The sequence below is a fragment of the Paenibacillus auburnensis genome, from assembly GCF_927798115.1.
GTDB classification, from domain to species: Bacteria; Bacillota; Bacilli; order Paenibacillales; family Paenibacillaceae; genus Paenibacillus_AQ; species Paenibacillus_AQ auburnensis.
Genome location: NZ_CAKMMG010000001.1, coordinates 2,137,024 through 2,152,920 on the forward strand (window position 1 = coordinate 2,137,024; position 15,897 = coordinate 2,152,920).

A 15,897-nucleotide genomic window follows, 5' to 3' on the forward strand; every position below is an offset into this window, starting at 1 on the left:
CTAGTTTTAGGGGTAAATCATCTGAAACAGCGATAATTCCATAGAGGATTGACAATTTTTGCTTTGGAGACTAATATCGAGGTGTATCTAACATGGAAACGTTTCTATCTCCTTTTTTTTGTGAAAAGATCACCCTATATTCTGGCATCTGGTCATGAATTCCCCTTCCATCCTATCCACGCTGCACGAAAGAGAGGGTTGTTATGATCTTCAAACAACATACGAACCTGATTACCCTGAACCGGGATGATTACAGATATCTTTTCCTGCCTGCCGGAGACGTCTTCGAGTTCACCCATGCACAGTTCCTCATCAATCAGTTCCAGGGTAATCCGCTTGACGGCTCGGCCAATAATATCTATCTGCGTGTGCACACGGCAGAGGGCATAGCCAGCTATCCGCTGCTCGGCATCCGTTCCCACTCCAAATTGTCTTATAATAACGAACGGCTGATTTTTCAAGGCTCTATAGACAAGATTAACTATAAGATAACCTTTGCTCCCGCAGCGGATGGCATCTGGTTCTGGCATGTTCTGCTCTCAGGAAGCGGGGAAACGGTCGATCTGATCTACGGACAGGATATCGGCGTCGCAGACAAGGGCGGCGTGCTGTCCAATGAGCTCTATATGAGCCAATATCTCGGTCACAGCATCCTGGAAGGTCCTCACGGGTATGTTGTATGCTCACGCCAAAATCAGCCGCAGGGCACTGCTTTTCCCTATCTGCAGCAAGGTATTCTGGGAACGCGGGCTGTGGGCTACTCCACGGACGGAATGCAGTTTTTCGGCTTATCCTATAAAGCGGACCAGCTCCCCCAAGTGCTGCAGACCGGACTGCCCAGCCTGAACTATCAATATGAGCTGTCTTACACAGGCCTGCAGACGGAGCAAATGCAGCTGTCTGAACCTGTGGAATTCGCTTTTTATGGCCTCTTCCGTCCGGATCATCCCGCTGCAGTAACCTCACTGGAATTCGGAGCTGAGCTGCAGGCAGCCTATGACCGCATCGATTGGCATCATCAGAAGCCGCTGCAAGACGGAGAAACCGTCACCCTATGTAAGGAATACGGTCAGCCTTATGTCTCCGGGCAGTGGTCCTTGGAGGAGGTTACCTCATTTTATCCCGACCGCCGGCTGGAGGAATTCCAGGACGGGCAGCTGCTGTCCTTCTTCACCCCGGACCATGTCCATGTCGTCCTCCAGCCCAAGGAGCTGCTGGTTGAGCGCCCGCACGGCCATATCATCACCACGCTGCTGGATGATAAGCAGGTCAGTGGCAATCTGATTACCTCCACAAACTATATGTACGGTATTTTTAACGGTCAGACGGTTGTCGGCAATACTTCCTTCCATAAGCTGCTCTCCACACCGCGCGGCCTGCTCAATATTCTCAAGAATACAGGACAGCGCATGTACATCCGTATGGGGGCTGTCTACCGGATGCTCACGCTGCCGGCCGCTTATGAAATGGGCGTTAACTTTGCCAAATGGCATTACCAGCTGGAAGAGGATACGCTGACGGTCACTGCTTTTGCCGCAGCCAGACAAGCGGATATTGTGCTGGAGGTGCACTCCAGGCTCGGCAGAGTCTACGATTTCCTCATTACGAATCAGCTGGTGATGGGCGAGCATGAATTCCAGCATCCGGTTAGCGTCAGCTTCGCTAATGAAATTCTGCACATCCTCCCTGCTGAAGAGGTGCGGCAGAACCATCCTTATCCCGGACTGCACTATGACATACAGCTTCCCGGTACCGCTTACACTGTCAGCGATGACCGGATCTTCTATGAAGACTGTCAGCCGCGCAACGGGACATTGCTCACGATCTCAGTTGCGCAGTCTGCAGGCTTCCAGCTGGTAATGCAGGGAAGGCTTACGGATGAGCAGAGTCTGCCGCTCACTGCCTATTGCTTCGAGACCGAAGCAGCACAATACAGTGAATTCTATGAAGCCTTCAGCTCGCGCTTCCGGCTCCAGATTGCAGGCGACCGGCAGCAGCAAATAGATATCCTGAACGAAACCGCATGGTGGTATACCCATAATGCTATGACCCATTTCATCGTGCCGCACGGGCTGGAGCAGCCTGGCGGAGCGGCTTGGGGAACACGGGATGTATGCCAGGGGCCGATGGAGTACTTCCTGATGACCCAGCATTATGAACTTGCCCGGAACGTCCTGCTGGAGATCTTCGCCCATCAGCTGTGGGAGACCCGGGAGTGGCCGCAGTGGTTCATGTTCGACCGGCATCCGGTCCAGTCACCGGAATGGCATGGCGATGTGGTGCTCTGGCCGCTGAAATGCATCGGTGACTACGTGATGGCTACCGGGGATCGTACTATTTTTCATGAACAGGTAATCTACCACCAGCTGGCGGATGCGCTGCCAAGCCGGCAGTCGGAGTCTCTTCTGGAGCATGTCAAGGCAGCAGTTGATACGATCCGTAAGCGTTTCCTGAACGGGACGGCCCTTCTTTCTTATGCAGGGGGCGACTGGGATGATACCCTGCAGCCTGCCGATGAAGCGCTGAAAACCCGGCTGGTCAGTGCGTGGACGGTGGCCCTGGCGTTCCAGGTCATCCGCAACCTGTCGCAGGTTACGGCCTTCGATCCCGGGTTCTCGTCCAGCCTTGCCGAAATGGCTGAAGAGATGAAGGCCTCCTTCCACTCCCTGCTGATTAAAGATGAGGTTATTGCCGGCTTCGCTTACTTCAAGGATGCCGAAACCATCGAATATATGCTTCATCCCGAAGACAAGGAGACGGGAATTCATTACCGCCTGCTGCCGATGACCCGCAGTATTATTGCTGAGCTGGTGGATCCGGCACAGGCCGCAGCCAATCTGCGGCTGATCGATGAGCATCTTAAATGTCCGGATGGCGTACGCCTGATGGACCGCCCGGCCCGCTACGAAGGCGGTGTCAGCACGATTTTCCGCCGTGCAGAGCAGGCGGCCAATGTCGGCCGTGAGATCAGCCTGCAGTATGTGCATGCCCATATCCGTTATCTGGAGGCGGCAGCCAAGCTCGGCGAAGGGGAGCGCGCCTGGGAAGGGCTGTTCCAGATCAATCCGATCCTGATTCAGCACAGCGTTCCTAACGCGAAGCTGCGCCAGAGCAATATGTATTTCAGCAGCTCGGACGGGGATTTCCCTGACCGCTACAGCTATCACGAACACTTTGACCAGCTGCGCACCGGCAGCGTGGAAGTGAAGGGCGGCTGGCGGCTGTATTCCAGCGGCCCCGGTATTTATCTGAATCAGCTGATTTCAGGCATTCTGGGCATCCGTTTCAATGACGATAACCTTATTATTGATCCGGTTCTTCCGTCCGCCCTGGATGGCCTGCACTTCACTTATCAGTGCTTTGGCCGCACGGTCACCTTTGTTTATCACATCCGCTCCGGCCCGGCCCGCACCCTGGAGGTGCGTGCAGACGGGCAACCCGTTCCGGGGCAGGTTTTATACAATCCGTACCGTCCTGGTGCTGCGGGCATTGCCAAAGATATCCTGCTTGCATTAAAGGACGGAGAACTGCACATCTATTTAACCCAATAAATTTCCGTACGCTGTGGAAGAAGGAGTTAACCATGACGAAACCGTTTATCCAAGATCTTGTGAATGATATGACGCTGGACGAAAAACTGGCCCAGCTCACCCAGCTGGGTCCTCACTATTGGGGTCTGGACGATACTGTGGATTTAACGGGTCCGTTCAAGGAGTTGAACATAAAGCCGCATGTGATTCATAGCATCGGCAGCGTTCTAAACGGCATTGGCGCGAGGAATGTAATGGAGCTGCAAACCCGGCATTTGCAGAATAGCCGCCAGCGGATCCCCCTGCTCTTCATGGCAGATGTGATCCACGGCTACCGGACCATTCTCCCGATCCCGCTGGCGATGGGCGCAAGCTTTGATCTTGCAGCTTGTGAACGGTTTGCCGCTATTGCTGCCAAGGAAAGTGCTGCTGCCGGGATTCACGTTACGTTCTCCCCGATGACCGATCTTGTGCGCGATCCGCGCTGGGGGCGCGTGATGGAAACCTCAGGCGAGGATCCCTACCTGAACGCCCTGGTTACAGCAAGCATGGTCCGGGGCTACCAGGGCTATGATCTGAGGGAAAAAGGCCGCATCGCCGCCTGTGTGAAACATTTCGCCGCCTATGGTGCGCCTGAGGGCGGGCGCGAATACAATACGGTCGACCTGTCTTCCGGCGTATTGCGCGACTTCTATCTGCCTGCTTATAAAGCGGCCGTTGATGCCGGGGTTGCTATGGTGATGGCTGCCTTTAATACCGTAGACCGCATCCCGGCAAGCGGGAATAAACAGTTGCTCCGTGGTATTCTGCGGGAGGAATGGGGATTCGGCGGGGTGACGATCGCTGACTTCAATTCCGTCAATGAACTGATCCCCCATGGCGCGGCGCAGGATGGCCGGGAAGCCGCAGAGTTAAGTCTGGCTGCCGGTCTTGATATAGAGATGATGTCCACCCATTATCTTGCCCATGGTGCGGAGCTTGTGGAGCAAGGCCGGCTGGACGCCGCCCTGATCGATGAAGCGGTCATCCGGGTGCTGGAGCTTAAGGATGCGCTGGGCCTGTTCGACAATCCGTTCAAGGATGCCGATCCGCAGGCGGATGAGGTAGCTGAACCCAGCGGGGAGCACCGTCAGGCTGCCCGGGAGCTGGCTGCAGGCTGTGTTGTGCTGCTGAAAAATGACGACCAGGTGCTGCCGCTTAAACGGGGGATGAAGATCGGCCTGGCCGGTCCCTTCGCGACCTCCGTTCATGTGCTGGGCGGCTGGTCCGGGACCGGGCAGGATTCTGCCGTATCGTTATATTCAGGCCTTGCACAGAAAACCTCTGCCGGAGATATTCTCACGGCCATGACCGGCGAGCTGGGCAGCATGCTGGAGGGTATCTTTGATGTCGCAGATGAAACAGAGGAAGCGTATAGCCGGCTGAAAGATTGCGATGTCATTCTGGTTGCCGTCGGCGAGAATCAGCAGGATACCGGAGAAGGCGGCAGCAAGTCCAACCTCCGGCTGTCCCCCAACCAGGAGAAGCTGGTCTGGCGGCTGAAGGATACCGGCAAGCCGGTGGTCACTATTGTATTCAGCGGCCGTCCGCTGGAGCTGAAGCCTGTTCTTGAGGCCAGTGACGCCCTGGTGCAGGCCTGGTTCCTAGGGACAGAATCCGGGAATGCGCTCGCAGATGTGCTGTTCGGGGACTATAACCCGTCCGGACGCCTGTCGATGAGCTTTCCCTATACGGTGGGACAGATTCCGGTGTATTATAACGCCTATCAGACCGGGCGCCCCTATGATCCCGAGTATCCGCAGGTCCGTTATGTTACCCGCTATCTGGATTGTCCCAATGACCCGCTGTTCTGCTTCGGCTATGGACTGAGCTATTCGAATTTTGCTTACAGCAGCTTTACAGTTAAACGGGTTGAAGACGGAGATCAGCTTACCGCCTCCATCGAGGTAGAGAATACATCGGACATCGCCGGCAAAGAAACCGTCCAGCTCTATATCCGCGATGTCAGCGCAAGTGTGGTACGTCCGGTCAAAGAGCTGAAGGGCTTCCGCCAGCTGCTGCTTGCCCCGCATGAGAAACAGGCGGTCTCCTTCGAGATCACCAGGGACATGCTGATGTTCTACGGCAAGGACGATCAGCTGATCTTCGAGCCCGGCGAATTTGACATTATGATCGGCCGGAATTCCGGAGACTGCAGTACAGAACGGATCTGGATCGGCTGATCTCACTATAGCTGTATAACTGAAAGCGCCACACCCTTTAACCTGAATGGTGAAATAGGCGGTTGGCGCTTTTCAGTGAACCTGAGAGGAGAATGTAATGATGAGCGGCAATTTATCATTCCGGCAAGACGGAACCTTTACCATTGTGCAATTCACCGATCTTCACTGGATGGACGGAAGAGCCGAGGACCAGCGTACCCGGGAGCTGATGGAACGCGTGCTCGAAGCGAAGCAGCCGGATCTGGTTGTCTTCACCGGGGATCTCATTTATACCGGTCCCGTGTCACCGGGAGACCAGGAATGTACCCAGCCTGAACAAGCCTTCCGGGAGGCTGTAGCCGCGGTGGAGACCGCCGGAATTCCCTGGGCCTTTGTATTCGGCAACCATGATACCGAGAAGCTGATCACCCGGCAGGAGCTGATGCAGATTGCCCTGGAGCATCCCCACACCCTGGCGGAACCGGGTCCCGAAGAGATTGCCGGAACCGGCAATTACAGTCTTGAAATCGCAGGTCCGGACGGCCGGGCCGCCGCCCATCTGTATTTCCTGGACACCGGCAGCTATTCCGAAGTGGAGCATGTGCCGGGCTATAACTGGGTTCAGCGGGATCAGATCAGCTGGCTGACAAATGAATCCGCGCGGCTGAACCCGCAGGCAGGCGCGGCTAAGCTGCCGGCACTGGCCTTCTTTCACATCCCGATCCCTGAATACCAGGAAATGTGGGACACGCAAATCTGCCGCGGACAAAAATTCGAGCGTGTCTGTTCACCGGTGATCAATTCGGGATTATTTGTGGCCTTGCTGGAAATGGAGGATGTACGGGGGACCTTTTGCGGACATGATCACGTCAACGACTATACCGGCAGCCTGCATGGCATCCGTCTCTGCTACGGGCGGGCTACCGGTTACAACACATACGGCAGAGAAGGCTTCATGCGCGGCGCCCGGATCATCCGGATGACGCTCGGCAGCCAGGATTTTGACACCTGGCTTCGGCTGGAGGACGGTTCTGTTATTATGGAGCAGCCTGTTCATGATCCTGAATAATTGATGAGTATTCAGGCTGCCGGGAAATTTCCCGGCAGCCTTTTGGGTTTCTTTTATTTAATTGCCCGGGCAATTATTCCACTGATTATCCCCGGCCCTATCAGAAGGCATTCCTAGTCCATGGTAATGATAATTTCCCTGTCTCCAGACGTAAGCACCGTGATTCTATCCTGCTCAAACCTCACGTTCAGCAAGGCCGCGGGTGATTGTTCCAGAACATCTTCAGTCGTGAAAACACGGTTCTCCTTAGCAGAAGCTCCGGCCGGGCCCCCGTATACAGCGGAAGCCAGCCAGTGGATTCCCGGTGCTAGGGATGCCGTCAATGTCGGCAGCACCGTCCGCGGATGAAGCAGATTGGTGTTGGCATTGGGCCAGATCAGCTCTGCCTTCCTGTAGCCGAGCAGTCCCTGAACCCCGCTGATTCCCCAGGCAGTAGATACAACCATCCCCGTCTCGCCGGCTTTCTCTTCGCGCTCCGTGTCCAGGCCAAGTGCGAAGCCTCCTTCCGCAGCGTCCAGTTCCCGGCCGGTCCGGATCCGGTGAATCCGGATATGCCATGGCAGGCCGGCGATAAGCCAGGAACAGACCTCGACGTCAGCCCATGGCTTCCAGACCGAACGCAGCACATTATCCGTGATTTCCGACTCCAGGTTCCGGCGTCTGACCCGGTACAGGTTGTCTCCGCCCTCGCTCAGGGCGAGCATCGAATCAAAGGCTCCCTGAGATAAGCCCCATTCGGCGCGGGGCACACTGAAGCCGAAGCCTGTCGAGTAGACGAATTTCTCGTATTTCGCCGAGGTGTGGGTATGTTCATTACTGTACAGGTGTCCGCTGTTAAAGGCAGCCACATGGCCAGCATTAGCATCCCGGACGATAACCAGATGCGCCGGCTGCTGGACCGTAACGGCCGGAATTTCCGGCAGCGGCAGCTCGGCTGCCTTCCAGAACGGATGCTCCTCGCTGAAGGCCAGCGGCAGGAAGGTCTTCAACGCCCAGTACGGAGAACCGGGAGCGTTATAGTTCTCTGCCATTACCAGATTCGGATAGACATAGCCGATGGTCAGCACGCCATTCTCGTCGAAGATGGGCTGGGCGAACCACCAGCGCAGGTTGCGCAGCACCAGCCCTTTAAGGACACCCGCAGGGAGCCCGTCTACTCCGGCGTAAGCATAAGCGCCCCAGAAGGCCGACTGGGCGAAGCGGTAAGCGAGACTGCGACCGTACGGCAGCGCAGAGCCGTCCGCCGCGAACCAAGTGATGAACTCGGCCGCGAACAGTCCCGCTCTTTCTTTGAACTGACAGGAACGCTCCGGATCTTCCTGCTCCATCAGCTTTGCATACAGCAGTCCGTAATAGTGGATGGCGAATGGACCGTAATAATCACTATGGCCGTTGATCCCATCGCTGTACCAGCCTTCACCCAAGTAGAAATCATCCATGCGCCGCAAATTAGTCTCCAGTTGCTCCGCATCATAAGGAAGACCCAGCTTCTTGAATCCGGAATTCACCAGCACATTGAAGAACAGCCAGTTGCAGTCATAGCAGGGATGGGCGTTAATCTGATTCAGCCAGAGGTACAGATGATCCCGTTCCTGCGGAGCAAGCGGTGTCCAGATCCGTTCCGGGATGGCCGCCAGGGCGAAGCCGAAGACCGCCATCTCCACCAGACGCTGGTCATAATCCCCCACTTCCCCCCAATATTCTTCGTGGGAAGGATCGGTTCCATGCCGGATACCGTCCAGCACCAGCTCCCAGAGCCCGGTGTCTCCGCCGCCCATCAGCAGCGGCACCAGCCCCCACAGCACCCGGGAGAAGCCTTCCATCTCCGCAACTTTGGCAGGATAACTGGCTCCCGTGGTTCCGGCTTTCAGCCGTGCACCGCCCGGACTATAGAGCGGACGAAGCGGAGCCGTAAGCTGCTCAAGTGCCTGCACCAGATCATGCCGAGTCTTCAGCGGATTCTCTTGAATCCGTGAAGCTGCTGTTACCTTCTCGCAATTCATCCTGTATCCTCCCCTATTCCCAGTAGAACGGTCCGGCTTCCTTCACCCGGGCCAAAGCTTCCACATAGAAAAAATCCCCGTAAATCAGCGGAACATCAACATTCCGGTTCTCCGGATAGTGACTCGTGCCGTGCAGCAGCAGTCCTTCCTCATCCGCATTCTCCCAGGTGCCGTAATTCCGGTAGAGGGACTCCAGAATCTTCATGGCACCCTTCCGGTACACATGCGATTCCGAAGCGGTTACCTGACCCGCCAGCAGCAGAAGTCCGCTCGCCGCACAAGATCCGGCCGAGGTATCGCGGAGATCACCGGTTGCCCCGGATGTGCGGAAGTCCCAATGCGGAACATGATCCTCCGACAGGCGGGTCAGGAAGAAATTCGCCACCTGCTGTGCTGCATGCAGGTATTCCTGCTTGCCGGAATGGTGATAGGCCAGCGCCAATCCGTAGAGGGCCCAGGCGGTGCCGCGGGACCAGGCCGATTCCGGCGCATAGCCCTGCCCGCCGAGCTTCTCCGTAACTTCACCCGTTTCCGGGTTGAAGCTGACGATATGATACACCGAGCCGTCCGGCCGGATGAAATGCTCCAGCACCGTATCCATATGCGCCTCCGCGATATGGCGGTAGCGCGGATCACCGGTCTCCCGGGAAGCCCAGAAGAGCAGGCTCGTATTCATACAGCAGTCGATAATCGCGATCCCGCTGTTATCCTCGCCTTCCCGCCAGGGATTCCAGGCGCGGATGTAGCGGCCCTTCAGATTGAAGCGGGCTGCCAGATAATTCGCTGCCTTCAGTGCCCTGATCCGTGAGGCTTCATCACCCGTTAGCTTGAAATTCGCTACACTGGTCAGCAGCCACATGAAGCCCAAATCATGATCCAGCTTGACGTAGCCGTCAAGCACCTCATCGAGCTGCTGCTCACACGCTTCGGCAATTGCCTTCAGGCTCTCGTCCCCGCTCTCGGCGTAGAACTGCCAGAGCATGCCCGGCCAGAAGCCGGCCGTCCACCAGTTCGGAGCCTCAAGCACATATTTACCATCCTGGCTGGCGTGAGGAAACCCTGCCCCTATTCTCTCACTGTTACTTTTGGTCTTCTCCAGCGCTTTGCCCCAGGCTTCATCTATCCACGTTTGCTTTGCCGTCATCATCATATTCGAATTACCGCCTTTATTTTGAATTTGCTCGTATCCTTTATAAAAACTGAAAAGTGAAGGCAAATCTGCCCCCGCTGCCGGGCCGGACCGCATGAAAGTCCAAGCTATGCCAGACCTGCTCCCGGCCAAAATGATCCCGGTACATATGCGCTGCGATCTCCGGCTCTACTACCCCGGGAACATAGGACACTTCGACTCCGCCGCCCTCTCCCGGCAGCAGCACAGTACCGGACCGGAGCAGCTGTGGCTTGCGCCACGTGACAAACCGCTCGATCCAGCTTCCCGGAACACCGTCATACCGGTATTCATCCAGCAGCTCCAGACGGGGCAGCCTCTCTTTGTGCCAGACGAAGGAGCGGGTGAGCGACAGCAGACCTTCAGCCTCATAAGCCTGCGTCAGGTCCAGCGTCAGTTCATCCGTATCCCCCGTGGATGCATGGAGCACCACGGAGCTGAACTGCTGCCCCGGCGATTGATACCGGCCGCCAATAACCGGTACCGAATGGCCCTGCGATCCGTTGCAGTCATACTGATAGCGGCCGGCGCCGAAATAATCCGCCGTATATTCTCCGCTGCCCAGATCAGCTGCGTAGACCTCGCCCCGCCCGGTCAGGATGAACTGTCCCAGGTCATTATGGTTATGCGGCTCCGCATTGTGGCCGCCCTTGGCAGCGAATCCGAATGTATCCGCCTCCGGCACATGCCGCGATATCAGCCATGCGGCATCTGGCAGGTAGAAGCTGGAAGCGTCCCAGGCACTCTTCCCGCTGCCCGGCCTAGTCCAGAGCAGATTGCGGAGCGCCGGAGCAAACCGGCTGCAATGATCTCCGGTATACGGTGCACGGAGAACTGCCGGGGGATGCTCAACCTCTCCGGGATAGACCTCCGCCAGATAATGGGATAAGCCCATATGCACAGACATTTGCGGCAGAGAATCCGAAAAATTGGCAACAAGGGAGCCATCGATGAAGCATTGCTGCTGAAACCGGGCGATCCTTCGCACCTTCTCATGGTGGAACCAATCCAGCTTCCCCCCACTGCGGGAGCGGAGCAGGTCACTGTAATAAGTGAAATAGCCAAAGCCGTAATTCCAGTACCCAAGCCCCTCAAGGCACGCCCCGTCTTCCCCGAAGCCTTCCAGATAATAGCGCATGCTGCTCTCTGTCCTGAACAGAATTTCCGTCAGGAGCCCGGGATCGTTCAAGGACAGCAAGGCGGCTGCCCCGATCGAGCCAGCACAGACAGCTGCCCAGTTATGCCGGGCAGTCTCCCATTCATAAGGCCCCTGAGTAAGAAAAGGCCGGAACAGCCTGCGCTCTACTTCTTGCCGTATCCGTAAGCGGAGCGCCGGCGGGAGCCTTTCCCCCAGCAGCAGTGAGATCTCGCTCAGCGTAAAGCCGGTCTCGGAAGAAAACAGATCGATATAGCGGTCGATATCAGCCGCCTGATGCTCCCGGGGGAGATGCGCCGGCAGACACCAGGTGTACTCCCCGCATACCGCCCGGACGATATCCTCCAGCTGCTCCAAATGCTGCGGATTCTCCGGCTCCAGCAAGGCAAGAAACACATACGTGTTCAGCCGTCTTCTCCGCTCGAAGTAGACCTCCTCATACGGAATTCTCGAACCCGTCCGTGCGAACATGGATAACAGCTCTGCCGTCAGCTCCGGTATCGCCTGCCTGTCCAGTCTCTGCCCCTCCGCACAGATTTCTGCGATTTCCTGCGCTAAATGTGCGGACACTGCTGCCTGTTTCCACCAAGCCTCCGTATCTCCCTCCGGATAATACAGGCTTAAGGATACCGGCTTCAGCTCCAGCACCGTTTCGAAAAGCTCCTGCTTATTCATGCATTTCTTCCTCCTATCGCGGTTCCCAAAATCCTCCTCCGTCACTTCTTCCCTTTTTCTGTGTTTTAAGGTTCAATCTATTTACTTGCCCAAGGCAATATCCCTCATCACATTCTCGCCTGAAGTAATTCTCTGTGAGGTCCATTTCATGTCCTCCCCCGCCCAGAATGGGTCGGAAGGAAGCAGGCCAAGCGGCAGAAATACGGAAGCGCACAGGTAGAGGCTGCCTGTATTGATATAGCTCTCGGCAAGCTCCGGCTGGTAGCCGTATACCCCCGGGCGCAGCCATCCGTTCTCATCGAAATTACCGGGAAACTCCATAATCCGGGCGATCACTGCGGTCAGGGCGCAGCGCACCTGCTGCGGCGGAAGCGCTTCCTCCAGAAAATGCTGAAGTGCCGCCTGCGACAACAGCTGAAACGCTCCAAAACGGTAGACAATGGAGCGGCCGGTGAACGGATACGTTCCATCCGGCGCAATCATCCGTTCCAGCACGGTTGCGTATCTCTGCGCCCGCTCCACGATTACCGGCTTCCACTCCGCGTATTGCCCCGATTCGTGTTCAAAGAGCTTCACCACATCGAGCAGCATCGGCTGAATAACAAAGCTGTTGTAATAGTCCCAGTGAAACTCCTTGCCGTCCCCGTATACGCCATCCCCCTTATACCAGTCCATGAACATATGGATGGCATACCCGACGCGCATCCGGTCATATTCGGGATCACCGAGAATATACAGGGCGGCTTCGACCATGGCGCTGAACAGCAGCCAGTTGCTGCCGCTCGGCGCGGTCCGGCGCGTCTGCTTAAGTGCCGCGGTTACATTGCCTCTGACCCGCTCATTCAGCCGCCCGGCGAGCTGCTTTGGTGCGCGAACCAGCGCATGGGCCAGAAAAGCCGCATCGACCAGCGGCTGGCCTTCGGTCCGGAAATCCATGTAATCCGGTGAAGCCGGATCGGTAGCCGCATCAATAGCTTCCAGCATCAGCCCGGCATAGCGGGCTCTAAGCTGTTCCTCTTCTCCTTCCAGCCCTTCCAGCTCCAGCCAGGGGGCCATTCCGCATGCCGTTCTGGCGAAGGCTTCGAGATGGGCAAAGCTGCTGCGGTCATTGTGAAACTCCGTAGGAAGCTGATTTTTCAGTTCCCTCCGGCTAAGTGCCTCCAGGACCGGATGTCCAATCTGAAGCATTGTATCCAGCCAGTATTTACGCTGTTCCGTATCATTCATCTATCGTTTCGCCCCTTTAATTGCGCAATCTTCTTCTATAGTTTACTGTTGTGTTAGTGCAATGTCTTTGCGATTAATGATGATTTATTGCGTTTCTTGCGATGAATCTGAAGGGCGGCTATCCGTATGAAACATGCTGAGTATTATCAGGTGTTCGATGGCGATATTCTGGCGGGAATCGGCAATTCGCCGGTCTCTCCTACCCGGGATTTCCACATCCATGACCATTACGAAATCTTCCTGTTCCTGGGCGGCAAGGTGAACGGATTCGTGGATCAATACAGCTATCCCCTGCAGCGGGGCGATGTGCTCCTATTCAACAATCACGAGATTCATAAAATTATCAATTTGTCTTCGGAGCCCTATGAACGGTTAACGATTCATTTTAAGTCCCCGCTCGTGTATCCCTTCTGTACCGCAGGCACGAATCTGCTGGCCTGCTTCCAGAACCGCCAGCCCGGAGAGCATAATCTCGCACATCTGGATGAGCCGAAGCTTACAGAATATATGGATCTGTCCTTACGTCTGATCGACCTGCTGGAACACCCGAAATACGGCAGCGAGGTGCTGGCATTGACTTATCTGATCCAGCTCCTGGTACTCGTGGGTGAGCTGTACAGTCACACCCGTTATGCCATTCCGAGCATTATTTCTTCACATATCCAATCCGCCATGAGTTATATCGACAACCATCTGCATATGAATCTGTCACTGGAGCAGATTGCCGCGGAACTGGGTACCGATAAATATTATCTCAGCCATATGTTCAAGCAGCAGACAGGCGGAACAATCTACCGTTATGTCCTGCTCAAAAAGATCGCATTAGCCAAGCAGCTCTTAACCGCCGGAACCTCCGTGTCCGATACGTGCTACCAGACCGGCTTCAATGATTATGCCAATTTCATCCGCACCTTCAAGAACATCACGGGCGTCCCGCCCGGTAAATACGGCAAGCAAACGGAGAAGCAAGACGGAATATAACTGCTCTTGATAAAAAAAAAACGGCAGCCTGCTCACATCGCAGTCTGCCAGGTTTAATACAGCCGGTCACAATCCTCCTAGCCTTTAATCCCCGAAGCCGCAACCCCCTGCACAAAATACTTCTGCAGCGCCAGGAACACGATGACTACCGGAATAATTGAAACTACACTGGCGGCCATAATCAACCCGTATTCGGCTGAATATTGCGAGATGAACATCCGCAGCCCGATCTGAATCGTCTTTAAATCGGTTTTGGTCAAATAAATCATCGGCCCGAGGAAGTCATTCCAGGTAGAGACGAAGGTAAAGATCGTCAGGGTGGACAAGGCCGGCTTCGACAGCGGCAGCATAATTCTCGCCCAGATCCCGTATTCACTTAAGCCGTCGATCCGCGCCGCCTCACATAATTCATCCGGCACCCCTTGGTAGAATTGGCGCATCAGGAAGACCCCGAAAGCCGAGAAAGCCTGGAGCAGAATAATCGCCATATGCGTGTTGTTCAGTCCCAAAGAACGCATCATGATAAACTGCGGCACCATATAGGCCTGCCAAGGGATCGCAATAGTGGCAATATAGCCGAGGAACAGCACGTTTTTCCCTTTAAAATGCAGCTTGGAGAACGCATAGGCCGCAAAGCTCGACGTCAGCAGCTGCAGGATCGTCACGATTACAGATAATTTTGCCGTGTTGAAAATGAAGCGCCCGAGCGGAATCTTGGTCCAGATGTCCACGAAATTCTCCCAGCGCGGATGCGCCGGAATCCACTGCATCGGGAAGGAGAAGACATCCTTATTCAGCTTAAGTGATGAGGACAGCATCCAGAGATACGGAACAAGCATACAGAACACTGTCGCAAGCAGCAGAGCATATACAAGCACCATTGTGCCCATTCTAATTCCTTTATTTGAACCTACCATATCGTTCATATCCTCCTATTGTCCGTACTTCTTCTCGCCGCGGAACTGGACGATGGTAATCCCGAGTACCAGCAGAAACAATACAATGGCCATGGCGCTGGCATATCCGTAATCTAACGAACGGAACGCCGTGTTATAGATTTGATAAACCATTACTCTTGTAGAGTCGTTCAGCTGATTGTCGGCACCGGCAAACAGGTTGATAAAGATATCGTAGACCTTGAACGAATTGATCACCAGAATCATCAGGACAAAAAACGTCGTCGGTGCCAGCTGCGGAACCGTCACATTGCGGAATCTTCGCCAGGCGTTGGCTCCATCCAGCTCAGCCGCTTCATACAGCTCAGGATTGATGCCTTGAAGCCCTGCCAGATAGATCACCATGTAATACCCCATGTTCTTCCACACGGTAAACAAGATAACGGTAAACATCGCCCAGTGCTTGTCTGCCGCCCAGCGGGGGAGATCCTCGATCGGAACGCCGGAAATCAGGTGCAGAATATTGTTGACGGGCCCCATAGTAGGACTGAAGATAAAATTCCAAACCGCCGCTACCGCTACCAGCGAAGCGACATAAGGAAAGAAGAACACCGTCCGCATGAAATTACGGGCAATAATCCTCTGATTGAGCAAGATTGCCAGCGCAAGTGCCACCGCCATGGTGAAGGGAACAACGCCGATCGTGTAAACAATGGTATTCCAGAGCGCTTTATGGAAGGTCGTATCCCTCATCAGGCGGGTAAAATTATCAAACCCGATGAACTCCATCGGATTGGACCCGTCCCATTTCACAAACGCCAGAACAAAGGCAAAGAACATGGGTACCAGGGTAAAGATCGCAAAGCCGATAAAGTTCGGCGCAATAAAGCTGTAAGCTACCAGGTGATCCCGGACGCCTTTGGACAGCAAGCTTTTAGGGGCTTTTTTGGGTTGCAATACGGTTTCATTCTGCATTCGTTCTCCTCCAAAC

Annotated in this window: 10 protein-coding genes; 4 read left to right on the forward strand and 6 right to left on the reverse strand. The window is 55.3% G+C overall.

Annotated features, from left to right (window positions below):
- The first annotated feature begins 203 nt into the window (after window positions 1–203).
- The 3 genes from L6H70_RS10005 to L6H70_RS10015 all read left to right on the forward strand — a co-directional run bounded on the left by L6H70_RS10005 (window position 204) and on the right by L6H70_RS10015 (window position 6,800).
- Window positions 204–3,551: a GH36-type glycosyl hydrolase domain-containing protein gene (locus L6H70_RS10005; RefSeq protein WP_236332392.1), complete on the forward strand. Its 3,348-nt coding sequence runs from the start codon at window positions 204–206 to the stop codon at window positions 3,549–3,551.
- A 32-nt stretch (window positions 3,552–3,583) separates the two neighbouring features.
- Window positions 3,584–5,752 (forward strand): beta-glucosidase BglX, encoded by a 2,169-nt coding sequence (gene bglX / locus L6H70_RS10010; protein ID WP_236332393.1) that lies wholly within the window; start codon window positions 3,584–3,586, stop codon window positions 5,750–5,752.
- A gap of 100 nt (window positions 5,753–5,852) precedes the next feature.
- A complete protein-coding gene (locus L6H70_RS10015; protein ID WP_236332395.1) occupies window positions 5,853–6,800 on the forward strand; it encodes a metallophosphoesterase family protein in 948 nt (315 codons plus the stop codon).
- A 113-nt stretch (window positions 6,801–6,913) separates the two neighbouring features.
- Here L6H70_RS10015 and L6H70_RS10020 read toward each other — a convergent pair whose 3' ends face one another.
- The 4 genes from L6H70_RS10020 to L6H70_RS10035 form a co-directional block, all read right to left on the reverse strand.
- On the reverse strand, window positions 6,914–8,803 hold the full coding sequence (locus tag L6H70_RS10020) for a DUF2264 domain-containing protein (RefSeq protein WP_236332397.1): 1,890 nt from the start codon (window positions 8,801–8,803) through the stop codon (window positions 6,914–6,916).
- A gap of 13 nt (window positions 8,804–8,816) precedes the next feature.
- Window positions 8,817–9,953, reverse strand: a complete 1,137-nt coding sequence (locus L6H70_RS10025) for a glycoside hydrolase family 88 protein (RefSeq protein WP_423802788.1) — start codon at window positions 9,951–9,953, stop codon at window positions 8,817–8,819.
- Between the two features lie 40 nt (window positions 9,954–9,993).
- Window positions 9,994–11,802, reverse strand: a complete 1,809-nt coding sequence (locus tag L6H70_RS10030; protein ID WP_236332400.1) for a heparinase II/III family protein — start codon at window positions 11,800–11,802, stop codon at window positions 9,994–9,996.
- A gap of 81 nt (window positions 11,803–11,883) precedes the next feature.
- Window positions 11,884–13,029, reverse strand: a complete 1,146-nt coding sequence (locus L6H70_RS10035) for a DUF2264 domain-containing protein (protein WP_236332402.1) — start codon at window positions 13,027–13,029, stop codon at window positions 11,884–11,886.
- A gap of 126 nt (window positions 13,030–13,155) precedes the next feature.
- Between L6H70_RS10035 and L6H70_RS10040 the strand changes: the two genes are divergently transcribed.
- A complete protein-coding gene (locus tag L6H70_RS10040) occupies window positions 13,156–14,010 on the forward strand; it encodes a helix-turn-helix domain-containing protein (RefSeq protein ID WP_236332404.1) in 855 nt (284 codons plus the stop codon).
- A gap of 77 nt (window positions 14,011–14,087) precedes the next feature.
- Here the strand turns inward: L6H70_RS10040 and L6H70_RS10045 are convergent, their stop codons facing one another.
- Window positions 14,088–14,936 carry a carbohydrate ABC transporter permease gene (locus tag L6H70_RS10045; protein ID WP_236332406.1) on the reverse strand — a complete coding sequence of 283 codons (849 nt, stop codon included), beginning with the start codon at window positions 14,934–14,936 and terminating at the stop codon, window positions 14,088–14,090.
- Window positions 14,937–14,942: 6 nt separating this feature from the next.
- Window positions 14,943–15,881 (reverse strand): carbohydrate ABC transporter permease, encoded by a 939-nt coding sequence (locus tag L6H70_RS10050; RefSeq protein ID WP_236332408.1) that lies wholly within the window; start codon window positions 15,879–15,881, stop codon window positions 14,943–14,945.
- Between the last annotated feature and the right edge of the window lie 16 nt (window positions 15,882–15,897).